The organism is Pseudomonas sp. NPDC086566 (assembly GCF_050280885.1).
GTDB classification, from domain to species: Bacteria; Pseudomonadota; Gammaproteobacteria; order Pseudomonadales; family Pseudomonadaceae; genus Aquipseudomonas; species Aquipseudomonas vlassakiae.
In genome coordinates this window covers 162,790-187,607 of the sequence record NZ_JBNNWD010000006.1, presented here as the reverse complement: position 1 = coordinate 187,607, position 24,818 = coordinate 162,790, and the positions used below count along the sequence as shown (strand labels likewise).

Genomic DNA, 24,818 nt, shown 5'->3' with positions numbered 1-24,818 from the left:
GCTGGCCGGGGGTGAGGCAATTCGCCGCAAACGGTATTGGGCGATAATCGAACGCTATGTTCCAGTTGGTTAATGGTGGACAATAAAAAGCCCAGCACGAGGCTGGGCTTGAGGCTGTTGCGGGTCGATCAGCCCTTTGGTGTGTCCACCGAAGCCTGCTGGTTGGCCTGGCCACTCTGCTCGTACCAGCCACCGCCAAGCGCCTTGTACAGATTGACCTCGCTGGTCAGCTGCGAGAGGCGGTCGGTGATCAGCGATTGCTGGGCGCTGAACAGGTTACGCTGGGCATCGAGGAAGGTCAGGTTGCTGTCGATACCGATGCGGTAGCGGCGTTCGGCCAGGCGGTAGTAGTCCTGGTTCGCCTGCACCAGGTCGCGTTGCGCCTGCAGCTGCTCTTCGAAGGTCTTGCGCGCCGCCAGGCCATCGGAGACTTCCTGGAAGGCCGTCTGGATGGTTTTTTCGTACTTGGCGACGTTGATGTCCTTCTGGATCTTCGAGTAGTCCAGGCTGGCCTTCAGGCTGCCGGCGTTGAAGATCGGCAGGTTGATCTGTGGCTGGAACAGCCAGGTGCCCTGGCCGCCGGCGAACAGGTGGCCCATGTCGGGGCTCAGGCTGCCGGCGTTGGCGGTCAGGCTGATGCTCGGGAAGAACGCCGCACGGGCGGCACCGATATTGGCATTGGCGGCTTTGAGCAGGTGCTCGGCTTCCTGGATGTCCGGGCGACGCTGCAGGATATCGGACGGCAGGCCGGCCGGCACTTCGGCCAGCTGGTCGGCATCGAGATCCAGCGGCTTGGCCAGGTCGGCGGGAATGCCGGTACCCAGCAGCACGGTCAGGCTGTTGAGGTCCTGCGCCACCAGGCGCTGGTACTGCGAGTACTTGACCCGTGCGCCTTCCACGGCGGTGCGCGACTGGCTGACGTCGAGCGCCGAAGCCACACCGACTTCGTTGCTGCGACGGGTGAGGTTGTAGCTTTCCTCGTAGGTCTTCAGCGTCTCTTCGGTCAGCTTGAACAGGGCCTGGTCGGCCTGCCAGGTGTAGTAGGCGTTGGCCACGCTGGCCACCAGGGCGATCTGCGTAGAGCGACGCGCCTGCTCGCTGGACAGGTAGGTTTCCAGGGCCTGCTCGGTCAGGCTGCGGACGCGGCCGAACAGGTCCAGCTCATAGGCGCTGACACCCAGGGTGGCCGAGTACTGGCTGGTGATGCCGGATTCACCGGTTTGCGACATGTTCGCCGGCACGCGCTGGCGGCTGCCGCTGCCGGTGGCCGAAACCGCCGGGAACAGGTCGGCCCGCTGGATGCGGTACTGGGCGCGGTAGGCGTCGATGTTCAACGCCGCCACACGCAGGTCGCGGTTGTTCACCAGCGAGGTCTGAATCAGCTGCTGCAGTGCCGGGTCGTGGAAGAACTGGCGCCAGCCCTGTTCGGCGGCGGCGACGTCGGCCGACTGGGTCGGCGAGTACGCAGGGCCTTGCGGCCACTGCGCAGCCACCGGCGATTCCGGGGTCTGGTAGTCAGGGATCAGCGAGCAGCCGCCGAGAATGAAAGCGGTTACCGCCAGGGACAACAAAGACTTGGTCATTGCCCAGCCTCATAACGTGGAGTTTCAGGGGTGGCGTCCTTATCCGGCTCTTTGCTGCCGAACAGCGACGACACTGCGACGAAGAATAGCGGTACCCAGAAGATTGCCAACACGGTCGCACTGATCATGCCGCCGATCACACCCGTGCCGATGGCGTGCTGGCTGCCGGCGCCGGCGCCGCTGGCGATGGTCAACGGTACCACGCCGAGGATGAACGCCAGCGAGGTCATGATGATCGGGCGCAGACGCATGCGGCACGCTTCGATGGCCGAGTCGTACAGGCTGCGGCCCTGCTCGTGCAGTTCCTTGGCGAATTCGACGATCAGGATCGCGTTCTTCGCCGCCAGGCCGATGGTGGTCAACAGGCCGACCAGGAAGTACACATCGTTGGACAACCCGCGCAGGCTGGTGGCAATCAGTGCACCGATAATACCCAGCGGTACGACCAGCACCACCGCGATCGGGATCGACCAGCTTTCGTACAGCGCTGCCAGGCAGAGGAACACGAACAGTACCGAAAGGGCGAACAGCGCCGGCATTTGCGAACCGGAGAGCTTTTCCTCGTAGGACGTGCCGGTCCAGGAGAAGCCGACGCCGCTTGGCAGTTCACTGGCAATGCGCTCGACCTCGGCCATGGCGTCACCGGTACTGTAGCCTGGGGCCGGGGCACCGAGAATTTCCATGGCTTCGACGCCGTTGTAACGCGACAGCTTCGGCGAACCGTAGGTCCATTCGCCCTTGGCGAAGGACGAGAACGGTACCATCTCGCCGGCGCCGTTGCGCACGTACCACTTCTGCAGGTCTTCCGGGCTCATCCGCGAGTTGGGTTGACCCTGGATGTACACCTTCTTGACCCGGCCACGGTCGATGAAGTCGTTGACGTAGCTGGCACCCAGGGCAATCGACAGGGTGTTGTTGATGTCGGAGATGGTCACGCCGAGGGCGCTGGCACGTTCGTCATCGATGGTCAGCTGGTATTGCGGCTCGTCGTTCAGGCCGTTCGGGCGCACGGCGCTGAGGACCTTGCTTTGTGCGGCCTTGGCCAGGAACTGGTTGCGCGCTTCCATCAGCTTGGCATGGCCGACGCCGCCGCGGTCCTGCAGGAACACGTCGAAGCCGGTGGCGTTACCCAGCTCCAGTACCGCAGGCGGGGCGAAGGCGAACACCATCGCGTCACGGAAGGTAAAGAAGTGCTGCTGGGCACGCTGGGCCAGGGCGAACACGCTGTTCTCCTTGGAGCGTTCATCCCACGGCTTGAGCATGATGAACGCCATGCCCGAACTCTGGCCGCGACCGGCGAAGTTGAAGCCGTTCACGGTGAATACCGACGATACCGTGTCGGCTTCGTCCTTGAGCAGGTACTCGCGCATCTGGTCGACCACCACCTGGGTGCGCTCGGCACTGGAGCCAGCCGGTGTCTGCACCTGGGCGAACAGTACGCCTTGGTCTTCTTCAGGCAGGAACGCGGTAGGGATACGGGCGAACAGCCAGATCATGCCGACCACGATCAGCGCATAGGCCAGCAGGAACGGCACCTTGTTACGCAGGATCGCGCCGACACTGCGCTCATAACCATTGACGCTGCGGTCGAAGTTGCGGTTGAACCAGCCGAAGAAGCCACCTTTGGCGGTGTGGTGCTCGCCTTTCTTCAGCGGCTTGAGCATGGTTGCGCACAATGCCGGGGTGAAGATCAACGCTACCAGCACCGACAGGCCCATGGCCGATACGATGGTGATGGAGAACTGCCGGTAGATCACACCGGTGGAGCCGCCGAAGAACGCCATAGGCAGCAGTACCGCCGACAGCACCAGGGCGATGCCCACCAGGGCGCCCTGGATCTGCTCCATGGAGCGCTTGGTCGCCTCCTTGGGTGGCAGGCCTTCCTCGGACATCACCCGCTCGACGTTTTCCACCACGACGATGGCGTCGTCCACCAGCAAGCCGATGGCCAGGACCATGGCGAACATGGTCAGGGTGTTGATGCTGAAGCCCGCAGCGGCAAGGATGCCGAAGGTACCCAGCAACACCACGGGGACGGTCATGGTGGTGATGATGGTGGCGCGGAAGTTCTGCAGGAACAGGTACATCACCAGGAACACCAGGACTACCGCTTCGATCAGGGTGTGAATCACCCCACTGATCGATTCGGTGACCACCGGGGTGGTGTCATACGGGAACACCGCTTTCACCCCTGGCGGGAAGAACGGTTCCAGGTCGGCAATGGTCTTGCGCAGGGCCTTGGCGGTGTCCAGGGCGTTGGCGCCGGTGGCCAGTTTTACTGCAAGGCCGGAAGCCGGCTTGCCGTTGAACTGGGCACTGACCGCATAGTTTTCACCGCCCAGGCCGACTTGGGCAACATCACCCAGGCGCACCTGCGAACCGTCGCTGTTGACCTTGAGCAGAATCTTCTCGAACTGCTCGGCGGTCTGCAGACGGGTCTTGCCGATGATGGTCGCGTTCAGCTGGGTGCCTGGCATGGCCGGGAGCCCGCCGAGCTGGCCGGAGGACACCTGCACGTTCTGTGCAGCCACCGCGGTCTTGACGTCGACCGGGGTCAGCTGGAACTTGTTCAGCTTGGCCGGATCGAGCCAGATACGCATGGCGTACTGCGCACCGAACACCTGGAAGTCACCCACACCGGCAGTCCGCGAAATCGGGTCCTGCATGTTGGAAACGATGTAGTTGGCCAGGTCGTCCTTGGTCATGCTGCCGTCTTCGGACACCAGGCCGATCACCAGGAGGAAGTTCTTCACTGCCTTGGTGACGCGGATACCTTGCTGCTGCACTTCCTGCGGCAGCAACGGGGTGGCCAGGTTCAGCTTGTTCTGCACCTGGACCTGGGCGGTGTCAGGGTTGGTGCCCTGCTCGAAGGTGGCGGTAATGGTCATGCTGCCGTCGGAGTTACTTTCCGACGACACGTAGCGCAGGTTGTCGATACCGTTGAGCTGCTGCTCGATGACCTGCACCACGGTGTCCTGTACGGTCTGCGCCGAGGCGCCCGGGTAGGTCACGGCGATGGCGATGGCCGGCGGTGCGATGCTTGGGTACTGGTTGATCGGCAGCTTCAGGATCGACAAGGCGCCGACCAGCATGATCACCAAAGCGATCACCCAGGCGAAGATCGGGCGATCGATAAAGAACTTCGACATGGTTTACTCCGCTTTGGCGTCTGCTTTGGCCGCGTTGGCCTGATCAGGGCTGCCCGGCTTTTTGACGTTGGTGGCGTCGCTGACCTTGACCTCGACGCCTGGGCGCACGTACTGCAGGCCTTCGGTGATCAGGCGGTCGCCCGGGTTCAAGCCTTCCTCGATCAGCCAGTCGCTGCCCAGGGTACGGCTGGCCTTGAGCTGGCGCAGTTCGACCTTGTTCTCCTGGTTGACTACCAGCGCGGTCGGCGCGCCCTTGAGGTCGCGGGTCACGCCCTGCTGCGGGGCCAGGATGGCGTTGGCGTTGACCCCGGCCTTGAGCCGCGCATGCACGAACATGCCTGGCAGCAGAGTGTGGTCCGGGTTGGGGAAGAGCGCGCGCAGGGTCACCGAGCCGGTGGTCTCGTCGACCGAGACTTCGGAGAATTCGAGGCGACCTTCCTGCTTGAACAGGCTGCCGTCTTCCAGCACCAGCTGCACCGAGGCGGCGTTGTCGCCGGCCTTCTGCAGCTGGCCGCGTTCCAGGTCACGGCGCAGCTTGAGCAGCTCGGCGGTGGACTGGGTGACGTCGACGTAGATCGGGTCGAGCTGCTGGATGGTGGCCATGGCGTTGGTCTGGCCATTGCTTACCAGGGCGCCTTCGGTGAACGCGGAACGGCCGATGCGGCCGCTGATCGGGGCGAGGACCTTGGTATAGCGCAGGTCGATCTGCGCACTTTTCAGCGAAGCTTCGGCTTGCAATCGTTTGGCATTGGCGTCGTCGTATTCCTGTTTCGACACCGCCTGCTCGTTGACCAGCTGCTTGTAGCGCTCGGCCAGCGACTTGGTCGACTGCAGGTTGGCCTGGGCATTGGCCAGGTTGGCTTCGTACACGGCTGGGTCGATCTGGTACAGCTGTTGGCCTTCCTTGACCTCGCTGCCTTCCTTGAACAGGCGCTTGAGGATGATGCCATTGACCTGCGGGCGCACTTCGGCGACGCGGTAGGCGCTGGTGCGCCCCGGCAGTTCCGAGGTCAGGGTGAAGGGTTGTGGCTGGATGGTCACGACGCCGACCTGAGGAGCCTGCGCTGCGGGCGGGGCTTCTTCTTTCTTACAGCCACTTAGCAGGGTTGCCAGGGCGACGGCGGAAACCAGAGCGGTAACGGCTGGCTTGAATTGCATAGGATCCTCGGGTCGCAAGAGCAGGGAGACGCTCAAGAGTAATGGAAGAGTCTTGTCAGAAAAAAACTATCCGGTGGATAAATAGCTTACTAACGAATATACTTACATTCACGGTTGTTTGTAAATACCGCTGGGTAGTACTTGGCTACTACCGCAGCCCTTGATTAGCCCATCCGGCAGTCACCCTGTAGAGGTGACCCCGGCGGTTTTCCCCGCCTGCACAGCGCAGCGGGCCCAGATGAGGTTGCACTGCCATGGTCCGTCGAACCAAAGAAGAAGCCCAGGAGACCCGCGCCCAGATCATCGAGGCAGCGGAAAGGGCCTTCTACAAGCGCGGCGTCGCGCGCACCACCTTGGCCGACATCGCCGAACTGGCGGGCGTGACCCGCGGGGCGATCTACTGGCATTTCAACAACAAGGCGGAGTTGGTGCAGGCGCTGCTCGACAGCCTGCATGAAACCCATGACCATCTGGCGCGGGCCAGTGAAAGCGAAGACGAACTGGACCCGCTCGGCTGCATGCGCAAGCTGTTGCTGCAGGTACTCAACGAGCTGGTACTGGACGCCCGTACCCGACGTATCAATGAAATCCTGCATCACAAGTGCGAGTTCACCGATGACATGTGTGAAATTCGCCAGCAGCGCCAAGGCGCGGTACTGGATTGCCATGTGGGCATCAAGCTGGCATTGGCCAATGCCGTGCGCCGTGGCCAGCTACCCGCGGACCTGGATATAGAGCGAGCAGCCGTGGCCTTGTTCGCCTATGTCGATGGCCTGATCGGGCGCTGGTTACTGCTGCCGGACAGTTTCGAACTGCTGCCCGACGCGGAAAAATGGGTCGATGCCGGGCTGGATATGCTGCGCTTGAGCCCTGCGTTGCGCAAATGACACTTTGTTAAGGATTGTGAGGAAGTGTTTCCCCGCGTATTAAGTGGGTATTAATACCTTTCAGCCGCTACGCCGCCCTCATCGGCCGCGCAATTGCCGGTCCGGCAGCGCCAGGGCGGCGAGCAGCCCCAGCAGCGCAATTCCCGCACTGCCCAGCAGCAGGTGACGGAACGTCTCCAGCAGCTTCAACTGCGTCAGCGGGTCCGCCTCACCGGCTTTGAGGCTCCCCAGCAGCGGGTTGCCCAGCAATTCAAAACCGCCCTGTTGCAACAGCCCCAGCAACAGGCTGGACATGCAGGCCACGCCCATAGCCCCGCCGAGCGAGCGGAACAGGTTGGTGGTGCTGGTGGCCACGCCGATATCCTTGCTTGGTACCGCGCTTTGCGTGCCCACCAGCGAGGTGGGAAACTGCAAGCCGCAGGCGATGCCGGTCAGCAGCATGAACACTGCACTGAGCAAGCCAGACTGGGGTGGCGTGATGGCCATGGCGAAGATTGCCACCGGCATCAGCACCGCACCGGCCAGAATCTGTGGTTTGAAACGCCCGGTGCGGCTGGTCATGCGGCCACCGGTGAAGGCGCCCAGGGGCAGGCCCATGGCCAGTGGCAGCAGGTGCAACGCGGCGCTGTCGGCACCGGCGCCAGTGATGCCCTGAAAGCGCAGCGGCATCAGCATGGTCAGCGAGATCGACTGGAAACTGGCGAAGAAGATCACTCCCCAGCACAGCACGGCCACCCGGTTGCCGAACAGGTCCATGGGCAGCAGCGGTTCATCGTAGCGACGCTCGTGGCCGACGAACAAGGCCAGGCCGAGCACCGCGCAGGCGAACAATGCCAACACGGGAGGGGCGGTCCAGGGCTGCCCTTGGCCGACCAGGGTAATGCCCAGCAACAAACTGCCCAGGCCGAGAATCAGCAGCACGGCGCCAAGGTAATCCACCCGGGCCTGACGGTGCTGCACGGGCATGCCGGCCAGGGCGCGACGAATCGCCCACAGCGCGAGCAGGCCCAGCGGCAGGTTGATCCAGAATACCCAGCGCCAGGACAGGTATTCGGTCAGCCAGCCGCCGAGCACAGGCCCGGCCACGCTGGCCACGGCGTACATGCTGCTGAAGTAGCCCTGATAACGGCCCCGTTCACGCGGTGGCACGAAATCGCCGATGATCGCCTGGCTCACCGACACCATGCCGCCGGCGCCGATGCCTTGCAGCACGCGCGCCATGACCAGTTGCTGCATGTCCTGGGCCAGGGCGCAGGCGATCGAGGCCAGGGTGAACAGGCTGATGCCCGTGAGGATCATCCGCCGTCGGCCATACAGGTCACCGAGCTTGCCGTAGATCGGCACGGCTACGGTCATCGCCACCATGTAGCCGGAAATCACCCAGGCAAGCAGGCCGACGTCGTTGAACCGGGCCGAGATGGCCGGCAGTGACACGGCGACGATGGTCTGGTCAAGGGCACCAAGGAAGATCGCCAGCATCAGGGCGGTCAGCACGTTGCGCAGGACGGTTGGGGGCAGGGCGGCTGTCACGGGAGTACCTTGTCTGGAAGGGTGACGCGATGGGGCGATTGTAACCCGAGTTAGGTAGCTTCCTATGTACTATCTGCATCGCCTATGCAAGATCGGCATTGGCGCATTCATCCAGTGCTGCATGGCCGCGTGATATCGTTGGTATGCCACAGGGGCTGAAAGCCGCGGCCTGCACCAGCTTGGTGCAGCAATTTGTCGCAGGTTGTCAGGCCACTGTCTCCCACACCTTTTATTCCTCTGCCTGCATGTCGAGCATGACCGCCCAGATGGCGACGGTTGGAACAGGTCAGGTAGACCCGATTCAGGGGTCGGTAGCAACCGTTCAATTTCTACTTAGATAAGCGGAGTGATCATGCCCAAGGCTTCCCATCAAGATCTGCGTTTTGCCTTCCGCGAGCTGCTCGCTTCAGGGGCCTGCTACCACACCGCCTCCGTGTTCGACCCGATGTCGGCGCGCATCGCTGCCGACCTGGGTTTCGAAGTCGGCATCCTCGGTGGTTCGGTGGCTTCATTGCAGGTGCTGGCCGCACCGGACTTCGCCTTGATCACCTTGAGCGAGTTCGTCGAGCAGGCCACCCGCATTGGCCGCGTGGCGCAACTGCCGGTACTTGCCGATGCCGACCACGGTTACGGCAATGCACTCAACGTCATGCGCACGGTCATCGAACTGGAGCGCGCCGGTGTAGCTGCGCTGACCATCGAAGACACCTTGTTGCCTGCGCAGTTCGGGCGCAAGTCCACTGACCTGATCTCGGTCGAGGAAGGGGTGGGCAAGATCCGTGCAGCCCTGGAAGCGCGGGTCGACTCGTCGCTGTCGATCATTGCCCGGACCAACGCCGGGGTGCTCTCCACCGAGGAAATCATCGTCCGCACCCAGAGCTATCAGAAGGCGGGTGCCGACGGGATCTGCATGGTCGGCGTGAAGGATTTCGAGCAGCTGGAGCAGATTGCCGAGCACCTGACCGTGCCGCTGATGCTGGTGACCTACGCCAACCCCAACCTGCGTGACGACGAGCGCCTCGCTCGCCTGGGCGTGCGTATCGTGGTCGACGGCCATGCCGCCTACTTCGCCGCGATCAAGGCCACCTATGACTGCCTGCGGCTGCAGCGCGGCCAGCAAAACAAGTCCGAGAACCTGAGCGCCACCGAACTGTCGCACACTTACACCCAGCCTGAAGACTATATCCGCTGGGCCAAGGAGTACATGAGCGTCGAGGAGTGATCGGCGTGGTGTCGCTCACCTGGGCGGCAGCTGAACCTTTGTGAGGGTCAATACAGGTCGCGGTCCCACTCCGGTTCGTCCTTGAACCGATGCACCAGAAAATCCAGCATGCTGCGCAAGGTTGCCGGCATATGCTTGCGCGAGGTGTATACCGCGTTCAGGTTCAGCTCCCGCGGCCGTGCTTCGGGCAGCAAGCGCTGTAATGCGCCGCTGCGCAGGGCGGTGGCCGCCTGGTAGGTAGGCAGCATGGCGATACCGGCGCCTGCCAGGGTCGCGTTCTGCAGGGTCATGACCTCGTTAGCGCTGATGTTGCCTTGCACCGGCACCGCGATCTGCTGGCCGCCCACCTCGAAATGCCACAGGCTGTGGCCGAAATAGGCATGGGTCAGGCAGTTGTGCTGGCTCAGTTCTTCGACCCGTTGCGGCGTGCCATGCTCGCGCAGGTACGCGGGCGTTGCGCAGATCACCGAGCGGCACACGGTCAGGCGTCGGGCGATCAGGTTGGGGTCCAGCGTGTTGCTGGTGCGGATCGCCAGGTCGATGCGCTCGTCCACCAGGTTGACCGTGCGATCGAGCATCTGCAGTTCAACCTTCACGGCTGGGTAGCGCCGAACATAATCGGCGACCGCATTCACCAGCTGCGCCTGGCCAAACGACGTACTGACGCTGATGCGCAGGGCACCCTTTGGCGCATCTTCCGGTTGTTGCACGGCGGCCTGCAGGTCGCCGGCCAATTCCAGCAGCTGCCGGCAGCGGGGCAGGGTTTCCTGGCCGGCGGCGGTCAGGCTGAGCTTGCGCGTGGTGCGCTGCATCAGCCGTGCGCCAACCCAGTCCTCCAGTTCGGCAAGGTAGCGCGACACCACTGGCCGCGACAGCTGCAGGTGTTCCGCCGCTGCCGACTGGCTGCCCAGGTCGACGACGGTGACGAATACGCGCATGGCGTTGAGACGGTCCATGATTTGCCCGATTTCAAAAACAAACTATGTCTGAGCATCGCATTTTTTGTCATGGATCGGACAACTAAGCTGTGTGTACTCGTTGTTCAAACTGCTGGAGAATCGATCCATGAGCAAAATCGCAATCATTGGAGCCACCGGCCGTGCCGGCAGCCAATTGCTTGAAGAAGCCTTGCGCCGTGGCCATAGCGTGGTGGCTATCGCCCGGGACCCGTCGAAGTTGCAGGGGCGTGAGGGTGTCACCACCCTGGCGCTGGATGCCAAGGATAGCGCGGCCCTGCAGCAGGCGGTTGCGGGTGCCGATGCGGTGCTCAGTGCCGCGCACTTCTCAACCCTCGAGCCCCACGCCATCATCGACCCGGTCAAGCGTGCCGGGGTCAAGCGCCTGCTGGTCGTGGGCGGTGCCGGCAGCCTGCTGTTGCCTTCCGGGCACCGTGTAATCGACAGCCCGGACTTCCCCGAGGCCTACAAGGCTGAAGCCAGTGCCGGCGTGCGCTTTCTCGACGTGCTGCGCCAGGAGACGACGCTTGACTGGACCTTCCTGTCGCCATCGGCGGAATTCGTCGAAGGCGAGCGCAGCGGGCACTACAAGCTGGGCAAGGACCATCTGCTGATCGGTGCGGATGGCAAAAGCACGATCACCTTTGCCGACTTCGCCATTGCCATGCTCGATGAGCTGGAAAAGCCTTCGCACTCACGCCAGCGTTTCACCGTCGGTTACTGAGGCAACGACTGCTCAAGGACTGGCCTGGCTTTCCAGCCAGTCCATGAGCTCTACCAGCCCCAGCGGCAAGTTCTTCGCCTGACTCACCAGGTAATACCCCTTGCCGGTCTGTACCTTCAGCGCAAACGGCATGCACAGCCGCCCGGCGCGCAAGTCATCAGCAATCAGCGCCCAGTCACCAATCGCCACCCCGGTTCCCTGCGAAGCCATGGCCATCGCCATGTCCAGCGTCTCGAAATGCTGTTTCGGCCCGTGAGCCAGCAGGTCCACGCCTGCCGCCTGTAGCCACAGCCGCCAGTCATGCTCATCCCGTGATGGATGCAACAGCATGTGGCGGGCGAGGTCCTGGATCCGTTGCAGCGGAACGGGCCCCTTCAACAGCGAAGGCGCGCACACCGGGGTCAGTTGTTCATCGAACAGCTTGCGCGCCCGCAGCCCGTGGTTTGGCGCATCGCCATAGACCACAGCGGCATCGAACCCCTCACGGCGCAAATCCACACCGTGCTGCACCGTGGTGGTCAGCTCGACCGGCACGTCCGGCCGCAGCGCTTGCCACTCCATCAGCCGTGGCAGCAGCCAGCGCATCACGCAGGTCGGTGCCTTGAGCTGCAAGGTGGCACTGCGTCCCCCCACTTCGCGCACGCCCTGTTCCACAAGGCTGAAGATCTGCTGCACCCGCGGTAGCCAGTCCTGGCCCTCGCGGGTCAGGCTCAGGCCTCGCGCCTGACGCTGGAACAATGGGTAACCCAGGTGTTCCTCAAGCCCGGCGATCTGCCGGCTCACGGCGCCCTGGGTGATGTGCAGCTGCTGCGCGGCGCGGGTGAAATTGCAATGCTGGGCGGTGACCAGAAAGGTGTAGAGAGCGGGCAGGGGCGGTAGCCGTTTCATTGCGCTGAGCCATGATTGCAGGACATGGCTAGTATGTGTTTTTTTACCTTGTGGCGGTAGCACTGCCTTGGGTCCAATGGGCGTAGATTCCAACAAGATTCTCCCTACCAAGATCCTAGGTGAAACCCGATGGCTACCTGCGGCGAAGTACTGGTCAAACTCCTTGAAGGCTATGGTGTGGACCATGTCTTCGGCATTCCCGGCGTGCATACCGTGGAGCTCTACCGCGGACTGGCGGGCTCGTCGATCCGCCACATCACCCCGCGCCACGAGCAGGGCGCCGGGTTCATGGCTGACGGCTATGCGCGCACGCGTGGCAAGCCGGGCGTGTGCTTCATCATCACCGGCCCGGGGATGACCAACATCACCACCGCCATGGGCCAGGCCTATGCCGATTCGATCCCGATGCTGGTGATTTCAAGCGTACAGTCGCGCGATCAACTGGGAGGTGGCCGTGGCAAGTTGCATGAACTGCCGAACCAGGCCGCGCTGGTGGCGGGCGTGGCGGCGTTCTCGCAGACGCTGATGAGCGCCGATGACCTGCCCCAGGTGCTGGCGCGGGCCTTTGCCGTGTTCGATGGCGCCCGTCCCCGGCCGGTGCATATCGAGATCCCGCTGGACGTGCTGGTCGAGCCCGCCGACCATCTGCTGCCTGGCCGTCCTGTGCGCAGTGCCCGCGCAGGTGCCGCGCCCCAGGCCGTAGCGGCCATGGCCGAGCGCCTGGCCATGGCCCGCCGCCCGCTGATCCTGGCGGGTGGCGGTGCGCTGGCGGCAGGTGGACCACTGGCGCTGCTGGCGGAGCACTTGCAGGCACCGGTGGCGCTGACCATCAATGCCAAGGGCCTGCTGCCGGCCAGCCACCCGTTGCAGATCGGTTCGACCCAATCGCTGGCCGCTACCCGTGAGCTGGTGGAAGAAGCCGATGTGGTGCTGGCGATTGGCACCGAGCTGGCCGAGACCGACTATGACATCACCTTCAAGGGCGGTTTCAAGATTCCCGGCAGCTTGCTGCGCATCGACATCGACCCGGATCAGACCGTGCGCAACTATCTGCCGGAGCTGGCGCTGGTCGCGGACGCCGAGCTAGCTGCCCGGTCCCTGCTTGAGGCCTTGCGGCAGTTACCCGCGCCAGTGCCTGTCGAGGGCTGGGGCGTTGGCCGTGCGCAGCGCCTGCGTGAAGCGTTGGCAACGGGCTGGGACCAGCCGACGCTGAGCCAGACGCGCCTGCTGAGCAGCATTCTGCAAAGCCTGCCCAACGCCATTCTGGTTGGTGACTCGACGCAGCCGGTGTACACCGGCAACCTGACCCTGGACATGGATCAGCCGCGCCGTTGGTTCAATGCTTCGACCGGCTACGGCACCTTGGGTTATGCATTGCCAGCGGCGATGGGCGCCTGGCTGGGCAGCGCCGAGCAAGCGCAAGAGCGTGCGCCGACGGTCTGCCTGATCGGCGATGGCGGGCTGCAGTTCACCTTGCCAGAGCTTGCCAGCGCGGTGGAGGCGCAGGTGCCGTTGATCGTGCTGCTGTGGAACAACCAGGGTTACGAGGAAATCAAGAAGTACATGGTCAACCGGGCGATCGAGCCGGTCGGGGTGGATATCCATACCCCGGACTTCATCGGCGTGGCTCGGGCGCTGGGTGCCGAGGCCGCGCATGTGGCCGATGTCGCGCAGCTGCAGGCTGCGCTTGGCAGGGCGGTGGCGCGCAAAGGGCCGACCTTGATCCAGGTCGACCAGAACCAGTGGCAGGCGGCGGTTGCGGGCTAGATCAGCCCGCACTTGCCCGTAACCGGGCCACGTCACGAATCGGTGGTGCGCCATATAGCCGGCTGTATTCCCGGCTGAACTGTGAAGGGCTTTCGTAGCCTACCCGGTAGGCCGCCACCGCTGCTTCCAGGCCATCGTTGAGCATCAACCGCCGTGCTTCCTGCAGGCGCAGTTGCTTCTGGTATTGCAACGGGCTCATTGAGGTCACGGCCTTGAAGCGGTGATGCAGGGTCGAGGTGCTGAGGTTGACCTCGCGGGCCAGGTCTTCGATGCGCAGCGGCTGCTGGAAGTTCTGGTTGAGCCAGGTGATGGCCTGGCTCACCCGGTGGGTCTGGCTGTTGGCCAAGGCAATTTCGTACAGGCGATAACCCTGTGGCCCACGTAGCAGGCGGTAAAGAATCTCGCGACGAATCAGCGGCGCCAGCATGCCGATGTCGCGCGGGGAATCCAGCAAGCGGACCAGCCGCAGCAGCGCGTCGAGCAGCTGCGGATCGGTGCGTTCCACATACAGGCCGCGGCCGGAGGGCAGGTTGGGCACCAGCATCGGCCCGCTCTCTGCGATCAGCTGGCTGATTTCGGCCGGGTCGAGGTCCATGCGCAAGCCAAGGCTGGGGTGCTCCGGGCTGGCGTCCAGCCTCACGCCGCTCAGCGGCAAGGTCACCGACACCACCATGTAATGCAACGGGTCGTAGGCATATTGCTCGTCGCCGAGGAACAGGCTCTTGCTGCCTTGCGCCAGGATGCACAACGCAGGTTGTGCCAGGGTCGGCACCGATCGGACGTTTTCGGTGTAGCGCACCAGGTACAGGTCGTCGATGGCCGAGGCGGGGCCGTAGGGCTCACCGGCGTGCCTGCGGATCAGGTCGGCCAGTTCCTGGCGTTGTACTTCCAGTGTCGGGTCGATGGACGGGGCTGTGGTCATGATGGCTTTCCTCTGCTGACCGACGCAGCATAGGTTTGGGCAATGACTGGCGCTAGTCGAAAGCTGCACGTCGATTGCCTGATCCTGCTGCGCTGCAGGATCAGGCAATCGCTGAGCAGTAATGGCCTAACGCGTCGCGTGCGCCAGCCCCTAACCTTGGCAGCCTGGTATTTCCGCCCGCTCGCTTCAAGGAGATCGTGCAATGACCCTAAGACAACCGGTCACCCATCTGGCTTTCATCCGTGCCAGCAGCGGTCGCTCCGCGGAACTCGGCGCCCGCCTGCGCGACCTGCTGGAGCCGTCATTACGCACCCCGGGTTGCCTGAGCTTCAGCGTGCAGCGCTCCCAGGCCGACGCCGACCTGTGGCTGCTCAGCGGTAGCTGGCGAGATCAGCAGGCGATGAGCGGTTACTTCGCCTCACCTACCCTCGATGTGTTCGGCGAACTGGTCCAGGCGCAGGTCGTCAGCAGCCTCGACTTGCATACCTTCGATTGAAACATGGTTAGAATGCCGCCCTTCGATCAACAGGCGGAAGGCAATATGGCACGTAGAGAATTCCCGCATTTCGAAGCGGTTTCGGCGATGGTCCCGGTGGAAGGCGGGGGCTATTACGCCGCTATCGCGGTCAAGGCCCTGGGCATGGGCGGCGCGCCGCGCTTTCACAAGGTACTCGACGAGCAAGTGTTCAAAAGCGCCGTGGCGGCTGACGAAGCCGCCTGCGCCGAGCTTGCACGCCTGCAGGGCGTGGGCGAGGAAGGCGAACTGGTCTGGTGATCAGGCCTGTGGGCGAGCCATCTTGAACAGGTTGCCCAACTCGAAGTAATCAGCCGGGCCACCGCCACGCAGGATCGGCTCGGCGGCGGCGGTGTCGTAGATACCGTTCTTCAGCAGGTGTTCGGCAATGTGCACCGCCACCACTTCACCCAGGATCAGCCAGCTCGGTACCAGTGCCTGATCGGCGCGCTTGAGCTGGACGATCTGGCTCACCTTGCATTCGAAGGCCACGGGCGTTTCGCCCACGCGCGGCACCTTGACGATGTTCGATGCCACCGCAGTCAGGCCGCTCAGTTCGAATTCGTTGATATCGGCGGCAACGGCCGCGCAGCTCTGGTTCATCTGCTCGGCCAGTGGCCGGGTAGCCAGGTTCCAGACGAACTCACCGGTCTGCTCGATGTTGTTCAGGCTGTCTTTGCGCCCGACGCTGCAGAAACCGATGATCGGTGGAATGTAGTTGAAGGCATTGAAGAAGCTGTACGGCGCGAGGTTCAGCTGGCCGTCCCGGCTTTGTGAGGAGATCCAGCCGATCGGGCGCGGGCCGACGATGGCATTGAATGGGTCGTGGGGCAGGCCGTGGCCTTTGGCGGGTTCGTAGTAGTACATCTGCCAGCATCCTTGGAACGAGGCGCCTAGTGTGCCAAGCCTTTGGCCGTCTGGAAATGATCAAGCCCGGCCGAGGCCGGGCTGGTAGCGCACAACAGGGTCAGCTGATGCGGTGGGCGTTGGTGCGGTCGAAGCCGTCTTCGGCGAAGCGTTGGCCGCCAGTGCGGTCGAAGCCATCCTCGGCGAAGCGTTGGCCGCCAGTGCGGTCGAAGCCATCCTCGGCGAAGCGTTGTGCGCCAGTGTGGTCGAAACCGTCTTCAGCGTAGCTGGCCGATTGAGTTTGAGCGGCGGCGAAAGTGTGGGCATTGGTGCGATCAAAACCATCTTCGGCAAAAGCGCCAGCAGCGAATACCGAGAGGGCCAGGGTGAGGATCAGTTTGCTTTTCATGGTCGTTGCTCCTTTGGATGAGAGAGGTTGTTTGTTGCTATGGGTTTAATACTACGCCTATTAATTTGATTAAAAAGCGCAAAAAATAGTGTTTAAAAATCGAATTTGTAGATGTTTTTGCCGTGCGCCTTGCATCCCGTGTGGGCGGGAGCTTCTCGATGAAAGGTGTCAAGCTGGACAAGCGCAATGCTTCGTCAGCCGTTGCAGATTGAGGGCGGGGGATTAATCAGGGGTTAAGAACGGAAAATCTTAATTTGTAACAGCGTATGAACGCTTTTTTCATAGATCGCCAACCGATTTTTCAGGCGCTGCTCAGCACCATCGCCGCACTCAATTCCGGAGCGGCAATCAATGAACAAACTTCCGCAAATCACCTTGGCCTTCTGGGTCATGAAGATCTGCGCCACCACCCTTGGCGAAACTGCCGGTGATCTGCTGTCGATGACCCTGAACGTTGGTTATGCCGTCAGTTCGATGGTGCTGATCAGCGTGTTTCTGGTGACCTTGTTCGGTCAGCTGTTTTCGCGCAGTTATCATCCGATGCTGTACTGGCTGGTGATTCTGTCCACCAGCACGGCTGGCACCACCATGTCTGACTTCATGGACCGCACCCTGGGCCTGGGTTATGCCGCGGGTTCGGCAATCCTGATCGGCATCCTGCTGCTGACCTTCCTGGTATGGCGCCTGAGCGGCAACCCGCTCGATGTCACCCGCATCAAGAACCGCACCGGTGAAATCTATTACTGGATCGCCATCCTGTTCTCCAACACCCTGGGTACCGCGCTGGGTGACTACCTGGCGGATGACTCAGGCCTGGGCTTTGCCGGTGGCGCACTGCTGGTCGGCAGCGCCATCGCGCTGGTGGTACTGGCCCGCTACTGGACGCGCATCCCCGGTGTGGTGTTGTTCTGGGTAGCCTTCGTGCTGACCCGTCCGTTCGGCGCAACCCTTGGTGATGTCCTGACCAAGCCGCACGAAAAGGGCGGGCTGGATTTCGGCACCATCGGCTCTTCCGCAGTGCTGGGTGGCGTGCTGCTGGTGCTGGTGCTGATGGCGAGCTGGTCGCAGAAGCGTGAGCCGCGTCAGGTGCCGGAAATGTCCTGACCGCGGGTGTTTGCATGACAAGTAAAAAGGGCGCTCTTGAGGGCGCCCTTTTTCATTACGCAATGGCATTCAATCAGTGGTAATCCGCGAATGTTGCTTGGTGTCCTTCATGGTCGCATACACCAGCAGCGAGCAGGCGATGCACGCCGTGACGTACCAGTAGAAGCCGCTTTCCATGCCGACGCTCTTGAACCACAGCGCCACGTACTCGGCGGTGCCGCCGAAGATCGACACGGTCAGCGCGTACGGCAGGCCAACACCCAGGGCGCGGATTTCGGTCGGGAACAGCTCGGCCTTCACCACTGCGTTGATCGAGGTATAGCCGCTGACGATGATCAGCGCTGCCATGATCAGGAAGAATGCACCCCACCAGGTCTGGATGGTGTGCAAGGTGCTGAGGATCGGCACGGTAAACAGGGTGCCGAGCACGCCGAATGCGATCAGGATCGGGCGACGGCCGATCTTGTCGGACAGGCCACCGATCACAGGCTGCAGGCACATGAACAGGAACAGCGTGGCCGCCGAGATGGTGGTCGAATCGCTGATGCTCATGCCCACGGTGTTGACGAGGTACTTCTGCATGTAGGTGGTGTAGGTGTAGAAGGCCAGTGTGCCGCCCATGGTCAGGCCGACCACGGTCAGCAGCTCCTTGGGGTGGCGCATCAGGGTGCGCATCAGGCTTTCCTTGGCCTTTTCCTTCTTGGTGAAGGAAGCGGTTTCTTCCATCCCGCGGCGCAGGTACAGGGCAACAACTGCACACAGGGCGCCGATCACGAAGGGTACGCGCCAGCCCCAGGCATACAGCTGCTCGGTGGTCAGGGTCTGTTGCAGGATGATCAGTACCGCCAGGGCAATGAGCTGGCCGGAAATCAGCGTCACGTACTGGAAGCTGGAGAAGAAGCCACGGCGCTCCTTGCTGGCCATCTCGCTGAGGTAGGTGGCCGAGGTGCCGTATTCGCCGCCCACCGACAGGCCCTGCATCAGGCGTGCGATGACCAGCAGGATCGGCGCGGCGACGCCGATGGTTTCATAGCCGGGGGTCAGGGCGATCACCAGGGAGCCGGCGCACATCAGCAGCACCGAAGCCATCAGTGCAGCCTTGCGGCCCTTGCGGTCGGCGTACAGGCCCATCAACCAGCCACCGATCGGGCGCATCAGGAAGCCCACGGCGAAGATCGCAGCGGTGTTGAGCAACTGGGCGGTGGAGTCGCCGGCGGGGAAGAAAGCCTTGGCAAAGTACAGCGAGAATGCGGCGTAGACGTACCAGTCGTACCATTCGACCATGTTGCCGATGGAACCACTGAAGATCGACTTCAGGCGGCTGGCGGTGGTTTTTTCAGCGGCGGGCGTGACGGCCGCCCCGGCTGGCAGGGAGGTGGCGTTATCCATCAGGGATACCTTCTCGTTGTTTTTGTGGAGCGCGCCGGAGCGCAGCTTGCCTGGGCAGTTGCAGAAGGTGTGCCAAATGGGTGCGTGGCGATCCAAATGGGGGCGTAATGCCTATGGGCGCTGGGTGGTGGCCAGTGGCTGTGGAACAGACTCCCTTGTCTATCCAGGGTTGGATTGGGCGGATTTCCGCTTATTGGATGTGTCTGATAGGCAATAAACCGCTTATCGAAGAAAGTCCTCGCGCACCAACCCGTGCCGCTGCATCTTCTCGTTCAGCGTACGCCGAGGCAGTTGCAGCGCTTCCATCACTGCCTTGATCTCGCCCCTGTGCTGTCGCAATGCTGCACGCAGGCACTGTGCTTCGAACGCTTCCATCTGCTCGCCCAGCGATCGGCCTGCAGGTGTCACCTCGATGTTCGGCGAGCCCAACCCCAGGGCATGTCGCTCTGCCGCGTTGGCCAGCTCACGCACATTGCCCGGCCAGTCATGCGAGAGCAGCTGCGCCAGTTGCGCACCGCTCAGCGGTGGCGCCGAGCGCCCCAGCTTTTCGGCTGCTGCGCGGGCGAAATGCTCGAACAGCAGCGGGATGTCCTCACGCCGTTCACGCAGCGGCGCCAGGCGCAGTTCCGCCACGTTCAGGCGATAAGCCAGATCCTCGCGGAAACGCCCGGCACGGGCTTCATCAAGCAAATCTGGCTTGGTAGCGGCAATGATCCGCAAGTCGACGCTGATGCTCTGATTGGCCCCCAGCCGCTCCAGCTTCTGCTCCTGGATCACTCGCAACAGCTTGGCCTGCTGGGCCAGCGGCATGCTCTCGATCTCGTCGAGGAATACCGTACCGCCGTTGGCATATTCCAGCTTGCCGATGCGCTTGCCCTGGGCGCCGGTGAAGGCACCGCTTTCGTGGCCGAACAGTTCGGCTTCGAACAGTGCTTCGGGGATGGCCGCGCAGTTGAGCGCGACAAACGGTTTTTCGGCACGCGGGCCGAAGTCGTGCAGGCAACGCGCTACGCGCTCCTTGCCGCTACCGGTCTCGCCGCGGATCAGCACATTGACCGGCAGGCCGGCCAGGTCCAGCACCTGCCGGCGCAACTGCTGCAAGCCGTGGGACATGCCCAGCAGGGTCGTTTCCAGGCGCGACTTGAGGTCGGCCTGTTCGTGCAGCCGTCGGTTCTCCAGGACCAGCTGGCGCTTCTCCAGTGCGCGGCGCAGGCTGCCCAGCAAATGTTGCGGTGTGAACGGCTTTTCCAGGAAGTCATAGGCGCCGTTGCGCATCGCTTCGACCGCCATCGGCACATCTCCGTGGCCGGTCAGAAGGATCACCGGCAGGTCTGGGTCATCTTTCTGCAGGCGTTCGAGCAGTTGCAGGCCACCCATACCCGGCATTCGCACGTCGCTGATGATCACCCCGGCAAAATGCACGGGCAGCTGGGCCAGGCAGTCTTCGGCACGGGCGAACAGTTGCACGCTGAAGCCCGACAGGCTTAGCCACTGCTCGACCGCCGTGCGGATGCTGGCTTCATCATCGACGACGATCACTGAATTCAACATACAGGCTCCAGGTCGCGGGGCAGGGTCATGCTCAGCCGGGCGCCGCCCGGCACGTTCTCGGCGTGCAACTGGCCGCCGGCTTCGATGATGATGCCATAGGAAATCGCCAGGCCCAGGCCCAGGCCTTCGCCCACCGGCTTGGTGGTGAAGAACGGGTCGAAGACCTTGGCCAGGTCCGCTTCGGCAATGCCGCCGCCGGAGTCCAGTACGCTGAGGCGCCATTGCGCATGATCCGGTTCGATGCGGACTTCCAGGCGTTTGTAGCGTTTGTCGGCCATGGCGTCGAGGGCGTTGCGCAGCAGGTTGATCAATACCTGCTCGAGGCGGATCGCATCGCCCCGCACCCAGGCCGGGCGTGCCAGGTACAGGGCCACTTCGACTTCCTCGCTGCGTATACGGGCGTCCAGCAATTGCAGGGCCTGGTCGACCACGTTGGCCAGGTCGAGCCGTTCACGCAGGCCGACCGGGCTGTTGCGGGCGAAGGTTTTCAGGTGGCTGGTCAGGGCAGCCATGCGGGTGAGCATCTGCTCGAGCGGCTCCAGGGCCTTGCGCGCGTCGTCGTAGCGACCGTGGTCGAGCAACAGGCGCAAGGTCTCCAGTTGCATGCGTTGGGTAGTCAGCGGCTGGTTGATCTCGTGAGCCATGGCCGCCGACATCTGCCCCAGGGCAGCCAGCTTGGCCGATTGCACCAGGCCTTCCTGAGCGGTGCGCAGCTCGCGCGTACGTTCCTCGACCTGGCGTTTGAGCTCTTCGCGGTTACGCTGGCGCAGGCGCGCCAGGCGCAGACGCTGGCTGACGAACAGCGCGGCGAACACCAGGCTCAGCCACACCGCTGCAGCACCCAGTGCAGCGTTGCGACCGGCAGCCTCGACCTGGGGTTTGCGCAGCAGGTGCAAGGTCCAGTCCTCGCCTTCCAGTGGCAGGCTCTCCCAAAGGAATTCGGCGCTGCCATCCGGGCTCTGCACGCGGCTCAGATGACTGTTGCTGGCAAAGCGAGTCAGCACCTGATGCTGAAGCGGTACCAGCGGCTGCTTGTCGTACTGACGGGTTTCTGCCAGCTCGGTACGGTCGGCGCCACTCAGGGGTTTTAGCTCGCGGTAGCGCCAGCCTTCCTGGTTGGCGATGAAGATGATGCCGCGGGCGTCGCTGACCAGCAGGATGTCACTGCCTTGGCGCCATTCGCGTTCGAGCTCAGGGAACTCCAGCTTGACCACCATGGCGCCGAGGAAGCGCCCCTGTTCATCGCTGACCGCGCTGGCCAGGAAGTAGCCCGGCACACCGCTGGTCACGCCAACCGCGTAGAAGCGGCCACTGCCTTGGCTGCGGGTCTGCTTGAAGTAGGGGCGAAAGCCATAGTTGGAGCCAACGTAAGTGGTGGGCAGGCGCCAGTTGCTCGCGGCCACGGCCAGCCCGGTACGGTCGAGCAGCTCAAGGGTCGAGGAGTTGGCGGCGCCGTTGATGCGTTCGAGCTTGAGGTTGAGTGCGTGTTGTGTTTGTTCACTGACCGGGCCGCGCAAGGCTTCGATCAGTTCCGGGTCCAGTGCCAGCACGGCGGGCAGGGCGCGGTAGCGTTCGATCAGGGTATGCAGGGCATTGGCGTACAGCACCAGTTGCTGGCTGGCGCGGTGGGCGTCGTCTTCCATGGCCTGGCGCTTGGCCTGGTGCATGGCCCAGCCGGCGCTGAGCACAGTGCCGAGGACGATGAGCAGGGTGATCAGCCCCAGACGCAGGGCGCGAAAGGAAAACGGCATGGGGCGGATCCGGGTGATGGGGATATCAGGTCCGGCCTCTTCGCGGGGCAAGCCCGCTCCCACAGGTATTGTGCAAGCCGTTGGCATGCACGTTACCTGTGGGAGCGGGCTTGCCCCGCGAAAAGGCCGGCACAGGCGACCAACCACTTACAGCAGTTCGAAGCTCTTCTGTTGTACCGCCTCGGAATCCAGCCCTACCTGCACATTGAACTCGCCAGGCTCGGCCACCCGCTGCAGTTGGCCATTGTAGAACTTCAGGTCTTCCTCGCTGATGCGGAACGTCAAGGTTCGCGATTCGCCAGGCTTGAGCATCAGCTTCTGGAAGTTCTTCAGCTCCTTGACCGGGCGGCTCATCGACGCCGAGACATCCTGCAGGTACAGCTGCACCACCGTCTCGCCTTCACGCTTGCCGGTGTTCTTCACCGTCACCTTGGCCTCCAGGGTGTCGCCACGCTTGAGGTCCTTGCCCGACAGGGCCAGGCCCGAAAGCTCGAAGCTGCTGTAGCTCAGGCCATAGCCGAACGGGTACAGCGGGCCGTTGGGTTCTTCGAAATACTGCGAGGTGTAGTTGCCTGGCTTGCCGGGGGTGAATGGGCGGCCGATGCGGGTGTGGTTGTAGTACATCGGGATTTGCCCGACCGAGCGCGGGAAGGTGATTGCCAGCTTGCCCGACGGGTTGTAATCGCCGAACAGTACGTCGGCGATGGCGTTGCCGCCTTCGGTGCCGGAGAACCAGGTTTCGAGGATGGCGTCGGCCTGTTCACGCTCCCAGCTGATCGACAGCGGGCGGCCGTTCATCAGCACCAGTACCAGCGGCTTACCGGTGGCTTTCAGGGCCTTGATCAGCTCGCGCTGGCTGGCGGGGATCTCCAGGGTGGTTCGGCTCGACGACTCGTGGGACATGCCACGGGACTCACCGACCACGGCCACGACCACATCGGACTGCCTGGCAGCCTTGACCGCTTCATCGATCAGCACCGCCGCAGGGCGCGGGTCATCGACGATTTCCGGGGCATCGAAGTTGAGGAAGTTCAGGTAGTCGAGGATCGCCTTGTCGCCGGTGACGTTGGAGCCTTTGGCATACACGAGCTTCGCCTTGCCCTCGACAGCGCGGCGCAGGCCTTCACGCACGGTGACCGAGTGCATTGGCTTGCCGTCGGCGGCCCAGCTGCCCATCATGTCGATCGGCGCATCGGCCAGCGGGCCGACCAACGCGATGGTGCCAGCCTTTTTCAGCGGCAGCGTCTGGTTGCGGTTTTCCAGCAGCACCAGGCTGCGGCGTGCCACGTCGCGGGCGACGTCGCGGTGCAGACGGTCTTCGGCGTAGTAGTCCTTCAGGTCGCTTTCGGCCTTACCGATGCGCACGTACGGGTCCTTGAACAGGCCCATGTCGTACTTGGCGCCAAGCACCTCGCGCACGGCCTGGTTCAACTCCTGCTGGGTCACTTCGCCGGACTTCAGCAGCCCTGGCAGCTCCTCGCCGTACAGGGTGTCGTTCATGCTCATGTCGATGCCGGCCTTGATTGCCAGCTTGGCGGCTTCGCGGCCGTCGCGGGCAACACCGTGGCGGATCAGCTCCTGGATGGCGCCGTGGTCGCTGATGGTCACGCCCTTGAAGCCCCACTGCTTGCGCAGCAGGTCGTTCATCAGCCAGGTGTTGGACGTGGCTGGTACGCCGTTGATCGAGTTGAGCGCTACCATCACCCCGCCAGCACCGGCGTCGAGCGCGGCGCGATAGGGCGGCAGGTAGTCGTTGTACATCTTCGGCAGGCTCATATCCACCGTGTTGTAGTCCCGCCCGCCTTCCACCGCGCCATACAGGGCGAAGTGCTTGACGATGGCCATGATGCTGTCGGCGTTGGCCGGGCTGCTGCCCTGGAACGAGCGGACCATCACCTGGCCGATCTTCGAGGTCAGGTAGGTGTCTTCGCCGAAGCCTTCACTGGTACGGCCCCAGCGCGGGTCGCGGGCGATGTCGACCATTGGCGCGAAGGTCATGTCCAGGGCGTCGGCCGACGCCTCGATGGCCGAGGTGCGGCCGACCTTGGCGATGGCATCCATGTCCCAGCTGGCGGCCAGGCCCAGGCCGATCGGGAAGATGGTGCGCTCGCCGTGGATGGTGTCGTAGGCGAAGAACATCGGGATCTTCAGGCGGCTGCGCATGGCGGCGTCCTGCATCGGACGGTTTTCGGGCGCAGTACGCGAGTTGAAGGTACCGCCGATGCGCCCCGCGGCGATTTCTTCGCGGATCTTCTCGCGCGGCATCTCCGGGCCGATGCTGATCAGGCGCAGCTGGCCGATCTTTTCGGCTTCGGTCATCTGGCTGATCAGATGATCGATGAAAGCCTGCTTGTCCTGCAGGGGCGGGGCGGATGGGGCGGCAAGGGCCGCCTGGCTGGCTAGGCCCATGGCCAGGCCCAGCAAAGACAGTTTCATTATCAATTCCATTGTCGAGGCTTTGCCGTATC

General features: G+C 63.2%; 20 protein-coding genes. 7 read left to right on the top strand and 13 right to left on the bottom strand.

What is annotated here, in order from left to right:
- Positions 1 to 128 precede the first annotated feature (128 nt).
- From ACQKPS_RS15695 to ttgA, 3 genes are read right to left on the bottom strand one after another with little or no spacing between them, the layout of a single operon-like run.
- Positions 129 to 1,583 (bottom strand): AdeC/AdeK/OprM family multidrug efflux complex outer membrane factor, encoded by a 1,455-nt coding sequence (locus ACQKPS_RS15695; RefSeq protein ID WP_254481257.1) that lies wholly within the window; start codon positions 1,581 to 1,583, stop codon positions 129 to 131.
- Complete coding sequence (ttgB, locus tag ACQKPS_RS15690; RefSeq protein WP_254481256.1) at positions 1,580 to 4,732, bottom strand: multidrug efflux RND transporter permease subunit TtgB; 3,153 nt, start codon at positions 4,730 to 4,732, stop codon at positions 1,580 to 1,582. Before ttgB ends, ACQKPS_RS15695 begins: the two co-directional genes overlap by 4 nt.
- A 3-nt stretch (positions 4,733 to 4,735) precedes the next feature.
- Complete coding sequence (ttgA, locus tag ACQKPS_RS15685; protein ID WP_254481255.1) at positions 4,736 to 5,890, bottom strand: toluene efflux RND transporter periplasmic adaptor subunit TtgA; 1,155 nt, start codon at positions 5,888 to 5,890, stop codon at positions 4,736 to 4,738.
- A gap of 254 nt (positions 5,891 to 6,144) precedes the next feature.
- On the opposite strand from ttgA, the gene ttgR reads away from it, so the two are divergent.
- On the top strand, positions 6,145 to 6,777 hold the full coding sequence (gene ttgR, locus ACQKPS_RS15680) for an efflux transport transcriptional regulator TtgR (RefSeq protein ID WP_054885044.1): 633 nt from the start codon (positions 6,145 to 6,147) through the stop codon (positions 6,775 to 6,777).
- Between the two features lie 78 nt (positions 6,778 to 6,855).
- On the opposite strand, the gene ACQKPS_RS15675 is transcribed toward ttgR, so the two are convergent.
- A complete protein-coding gene (locus tag ACQKPS_RS15675; RefSeq protein WP_427604779.1) occupies positions 6,856 to 8,307 on the bottom strand; it encodes an MDR family MFS transporter in 1,452 nt (483 codons plus the stop codon).
- A gap of 352 nt (positions 8,308 to 8,659) precedes the next feature.
- On the opposite strand from ACQKPS_RS15675, the gene ACQKPS_RS15670 reads away from it, so the two are divergent.
- Entirely contained in the window at positions 8,660 to 9,529 is an 870-nt protein-coding gene (locus ACQKPS_RS15670; RefSeq protein ID WP_254481253.1) for an isocitrate lyase/PEP mutase family protein, read from the top strand.
- Positions 9,530 to 9,576: 47 nt separating this feature from the next.
- Here ACQKPS_RS15670 and ACQKPS_RS15665 read toward each other — a convergent pair whose 3' ends face one another.
- Positions 9,577 to 10,485, bottom strand: a complete 909-nt coding sequence (locus tag ACQKPS_RS15665) for a LysR family transcriptional regulator (protein WP_254481252.1) — start codon at positions 10,483 to 10,485, stop codon at positions 9,577 to 9,579.
- A 109-nt stretch (positions 10,486 to 10,594) separates the two neighbouring features.
- On the opposite strand from ACQKPS_RS15665, the gene ACQKPS_RS15660 reads away from it, so the two are divergent.
- Complete coding sequence (locus ACQKPS_RS15660; RefSeq protein ID WP_254481251.1) at positions 10,595 to 11,209, top strand: NAD(P)-dependent oxidoreductase; 615 nt, start codon at positions 10,595 to 10,597, stop codon at positions 11,207 to 11,209.
- A 12-nt stretch (positions 11,210 to 11,221) separates the two neighbouring features.
- Here the strand turns inward: ACQKPS_RS15660 and ACQKPS_RS15655 are convergent, their stop codons facing one another.
- Complete coding sequence (locus ACQKPS_RS15655) at positions 11,222 to 12,097, bottom strand: LysR substrate-binding domain-containing protein (protein ID WP_427604776.1); 876 nt, start codon at positions 12,095 to 12,097, stop codon at positions 11,222 to 11,224.
- A gap of 129 nt (positions 12,098 to 12,226) precedes the next feature.
- On the opposite strand from ACQKPS_RS15655, the gene ACQKPS_RS15650 reads away from it, so the two are divergent.
- A complete protein-coding gene (locus tag ACQKPS_RS15650; RefSeq protein WP_427604774.1) occupies positions 12,227 to 13,864 on the top strand; it encodes a 5-guanidino-2-oxopentanoate decarboxylase in 1,638 nt (545 codons plus the stop codon).
- A 1-nt stretch (position 13,865) separates the two neighbouring features.
- Here the strand turns inward: ACQKPS_RS15650 and ACQKPS_RS15645 are convergent, their stop codons facing one another.
- The gene (locus ACQKPS_RS15645; RefSeq protein WP_313202569.1) at positions 13,866 to 14,786 is read right to left on the bottom strand and encodes an AraC family transcriptional regulator; all 921 of its coding nucleotides are present in this window, start codon (positions 14,784 to 14,786) and stop codon (positions 13,866 to 13,868) included.
- 202 nt (positions 14,787 to 14,988) lie between these two features.
- Between ACQKPS_RS15645 and ACQKPS_RS15640 the strand changes: the two genes are divergently transcribed.
- Together ACQKPS_RS15640 and ACQKPS_RS15635 are read left to right on the top strand one after the other, a co-directional pair.
- The gene (locus ACQKPS_RS15640) at positions 14,989 to 15,282 is read left to right on the top strand and encodes a putative quinol monooxygenase (RefSeq protein ID WP_054885035.1); all 294 of its coding nucleotides are present in this window, start codon (positions 14,989 to 14,991) and stop codon (positions 15,280 to 15,282) included.
- Between the two features lie 45 nt (positions 15,283 to 15,327).
- A complete protein-coding gene (locus ACQKPS_RS15635) occupies positions 15,328 to 15,561 on the top strand; it encodes a hypothetical protein (protein WP_283723737.1) in 234 nt (77 codons plus the stop codon).
- On the opposite strand, the gene ACQKPS_RS15630 is transcribed toward ACQKPS_RS15635, so the two are convergent.
- Together ACQKPS_RS15630 and ACQKPS_RS15625 are read right to left on the bottom strand one after the other, a co-directional pair.
- Positions 15,562 to 16,167 carry a flavin reductase family protein gene (locus ACQKPS_RS15630; RefSeq protein ID WP_054885033.1) on the bottom strand — a complete coding sequence of 202 codons (606 nt, stop codon included), beginning with the start codon at positions 16,165 to 16,167 and terminating at the stop codon, positions 15,562 to 15,564.
- A 100-nt stretch (positions 16,168 to 16,267) separates the two neighbouring features.
- On the bottom strand, positions 16,268 to 16,555 hold the full coding sequence (locus tag ACQKPS_RS15625) for a hypothetical protein (RefSeq protein WP_254481246.1): 288 nt from the start codon (positions 16,553 to 16,555) through the stop codon (positions 16,268 to 16,270).
- Between the two features lie 351 nt (positions 16,556 to 16,906).
- Between ACQKPS_RS15625 and ACQKPS_RS15620 the strand changes: the two genes are divergently transcribed.
- On the top strand, positions 16,907 to 17,659 hold the full coding sequence (locus ACQKPS_RS15620; protein WP_254481245.1) for a COG4705 family protein: 753 nt from the start codon (positions 16,907 to 16,909) through the stop codon (positions 17,657 to 17,659).
- 69 nt (positions 17,660 to 17,728) lie between these two features.
- Here ACQKPS_RS15620 and ACQKPS_RS15615 read toward each other — a convergent pair whose 3' ends face one another.
- The 4 genes from ACQKPS_RS15615 to bglX form a co-directional block, all read right to left on the bottom strand.
- The gene (locus ACQKPS_RS15615) at positions 17,729 to 19,048 is read right to left on the bottom strand and encodes an MFS transporter (RefSeq protein WP_254481244.1); all 1,320 of its coding nucleotides are present in this window, start codon (positions 19,046 to 19,048) and stop codon (positions 17,729 to 17,731) included.
- Positions 19,049 to 19,270: 222 nt separating this feature from the next.
- Positions 19,271 to 20,599 (bottom strand): sigma-54-dependent transcriptional regulator, encoded by a 1,329-nt coding sequence (locus ACQKPS_RS15610; RefSeq protein ID WP_427604771.1) that lies wholly within the window; start codon positions 20,597 to 20,599, stop codon positions 19,271 to 19,273.
- A complete protein-coding gene (locus ACQKPS_RS15605) occupies positions 20,593 to 22,350 on the bottom strand; it encodes an ATP-binding protein (protein WP_427604770.1) in 1,758 nt (585 codons plus the stop codon). The genes ACQKPS_RS15610 and ACQKPS_RS15605 overlap by 7 nt, the downstream gene beginning before the upstream one ends.
- Before the next feature lie 147 nt (positions 22,351 to 22,497).
- Entirely contained in the window at positions 22,498 to 24,789 is a 2,292-nt protein-coding gene (bglX, locus tag ACQKPS_RS15600; protein ID WP_283723795.1) for a beta-glucosidase BglX, read from the bottom strand.
- Between the last annotated feature and the right edge of the window lie 29 nt (positions 24,790 to 24,818).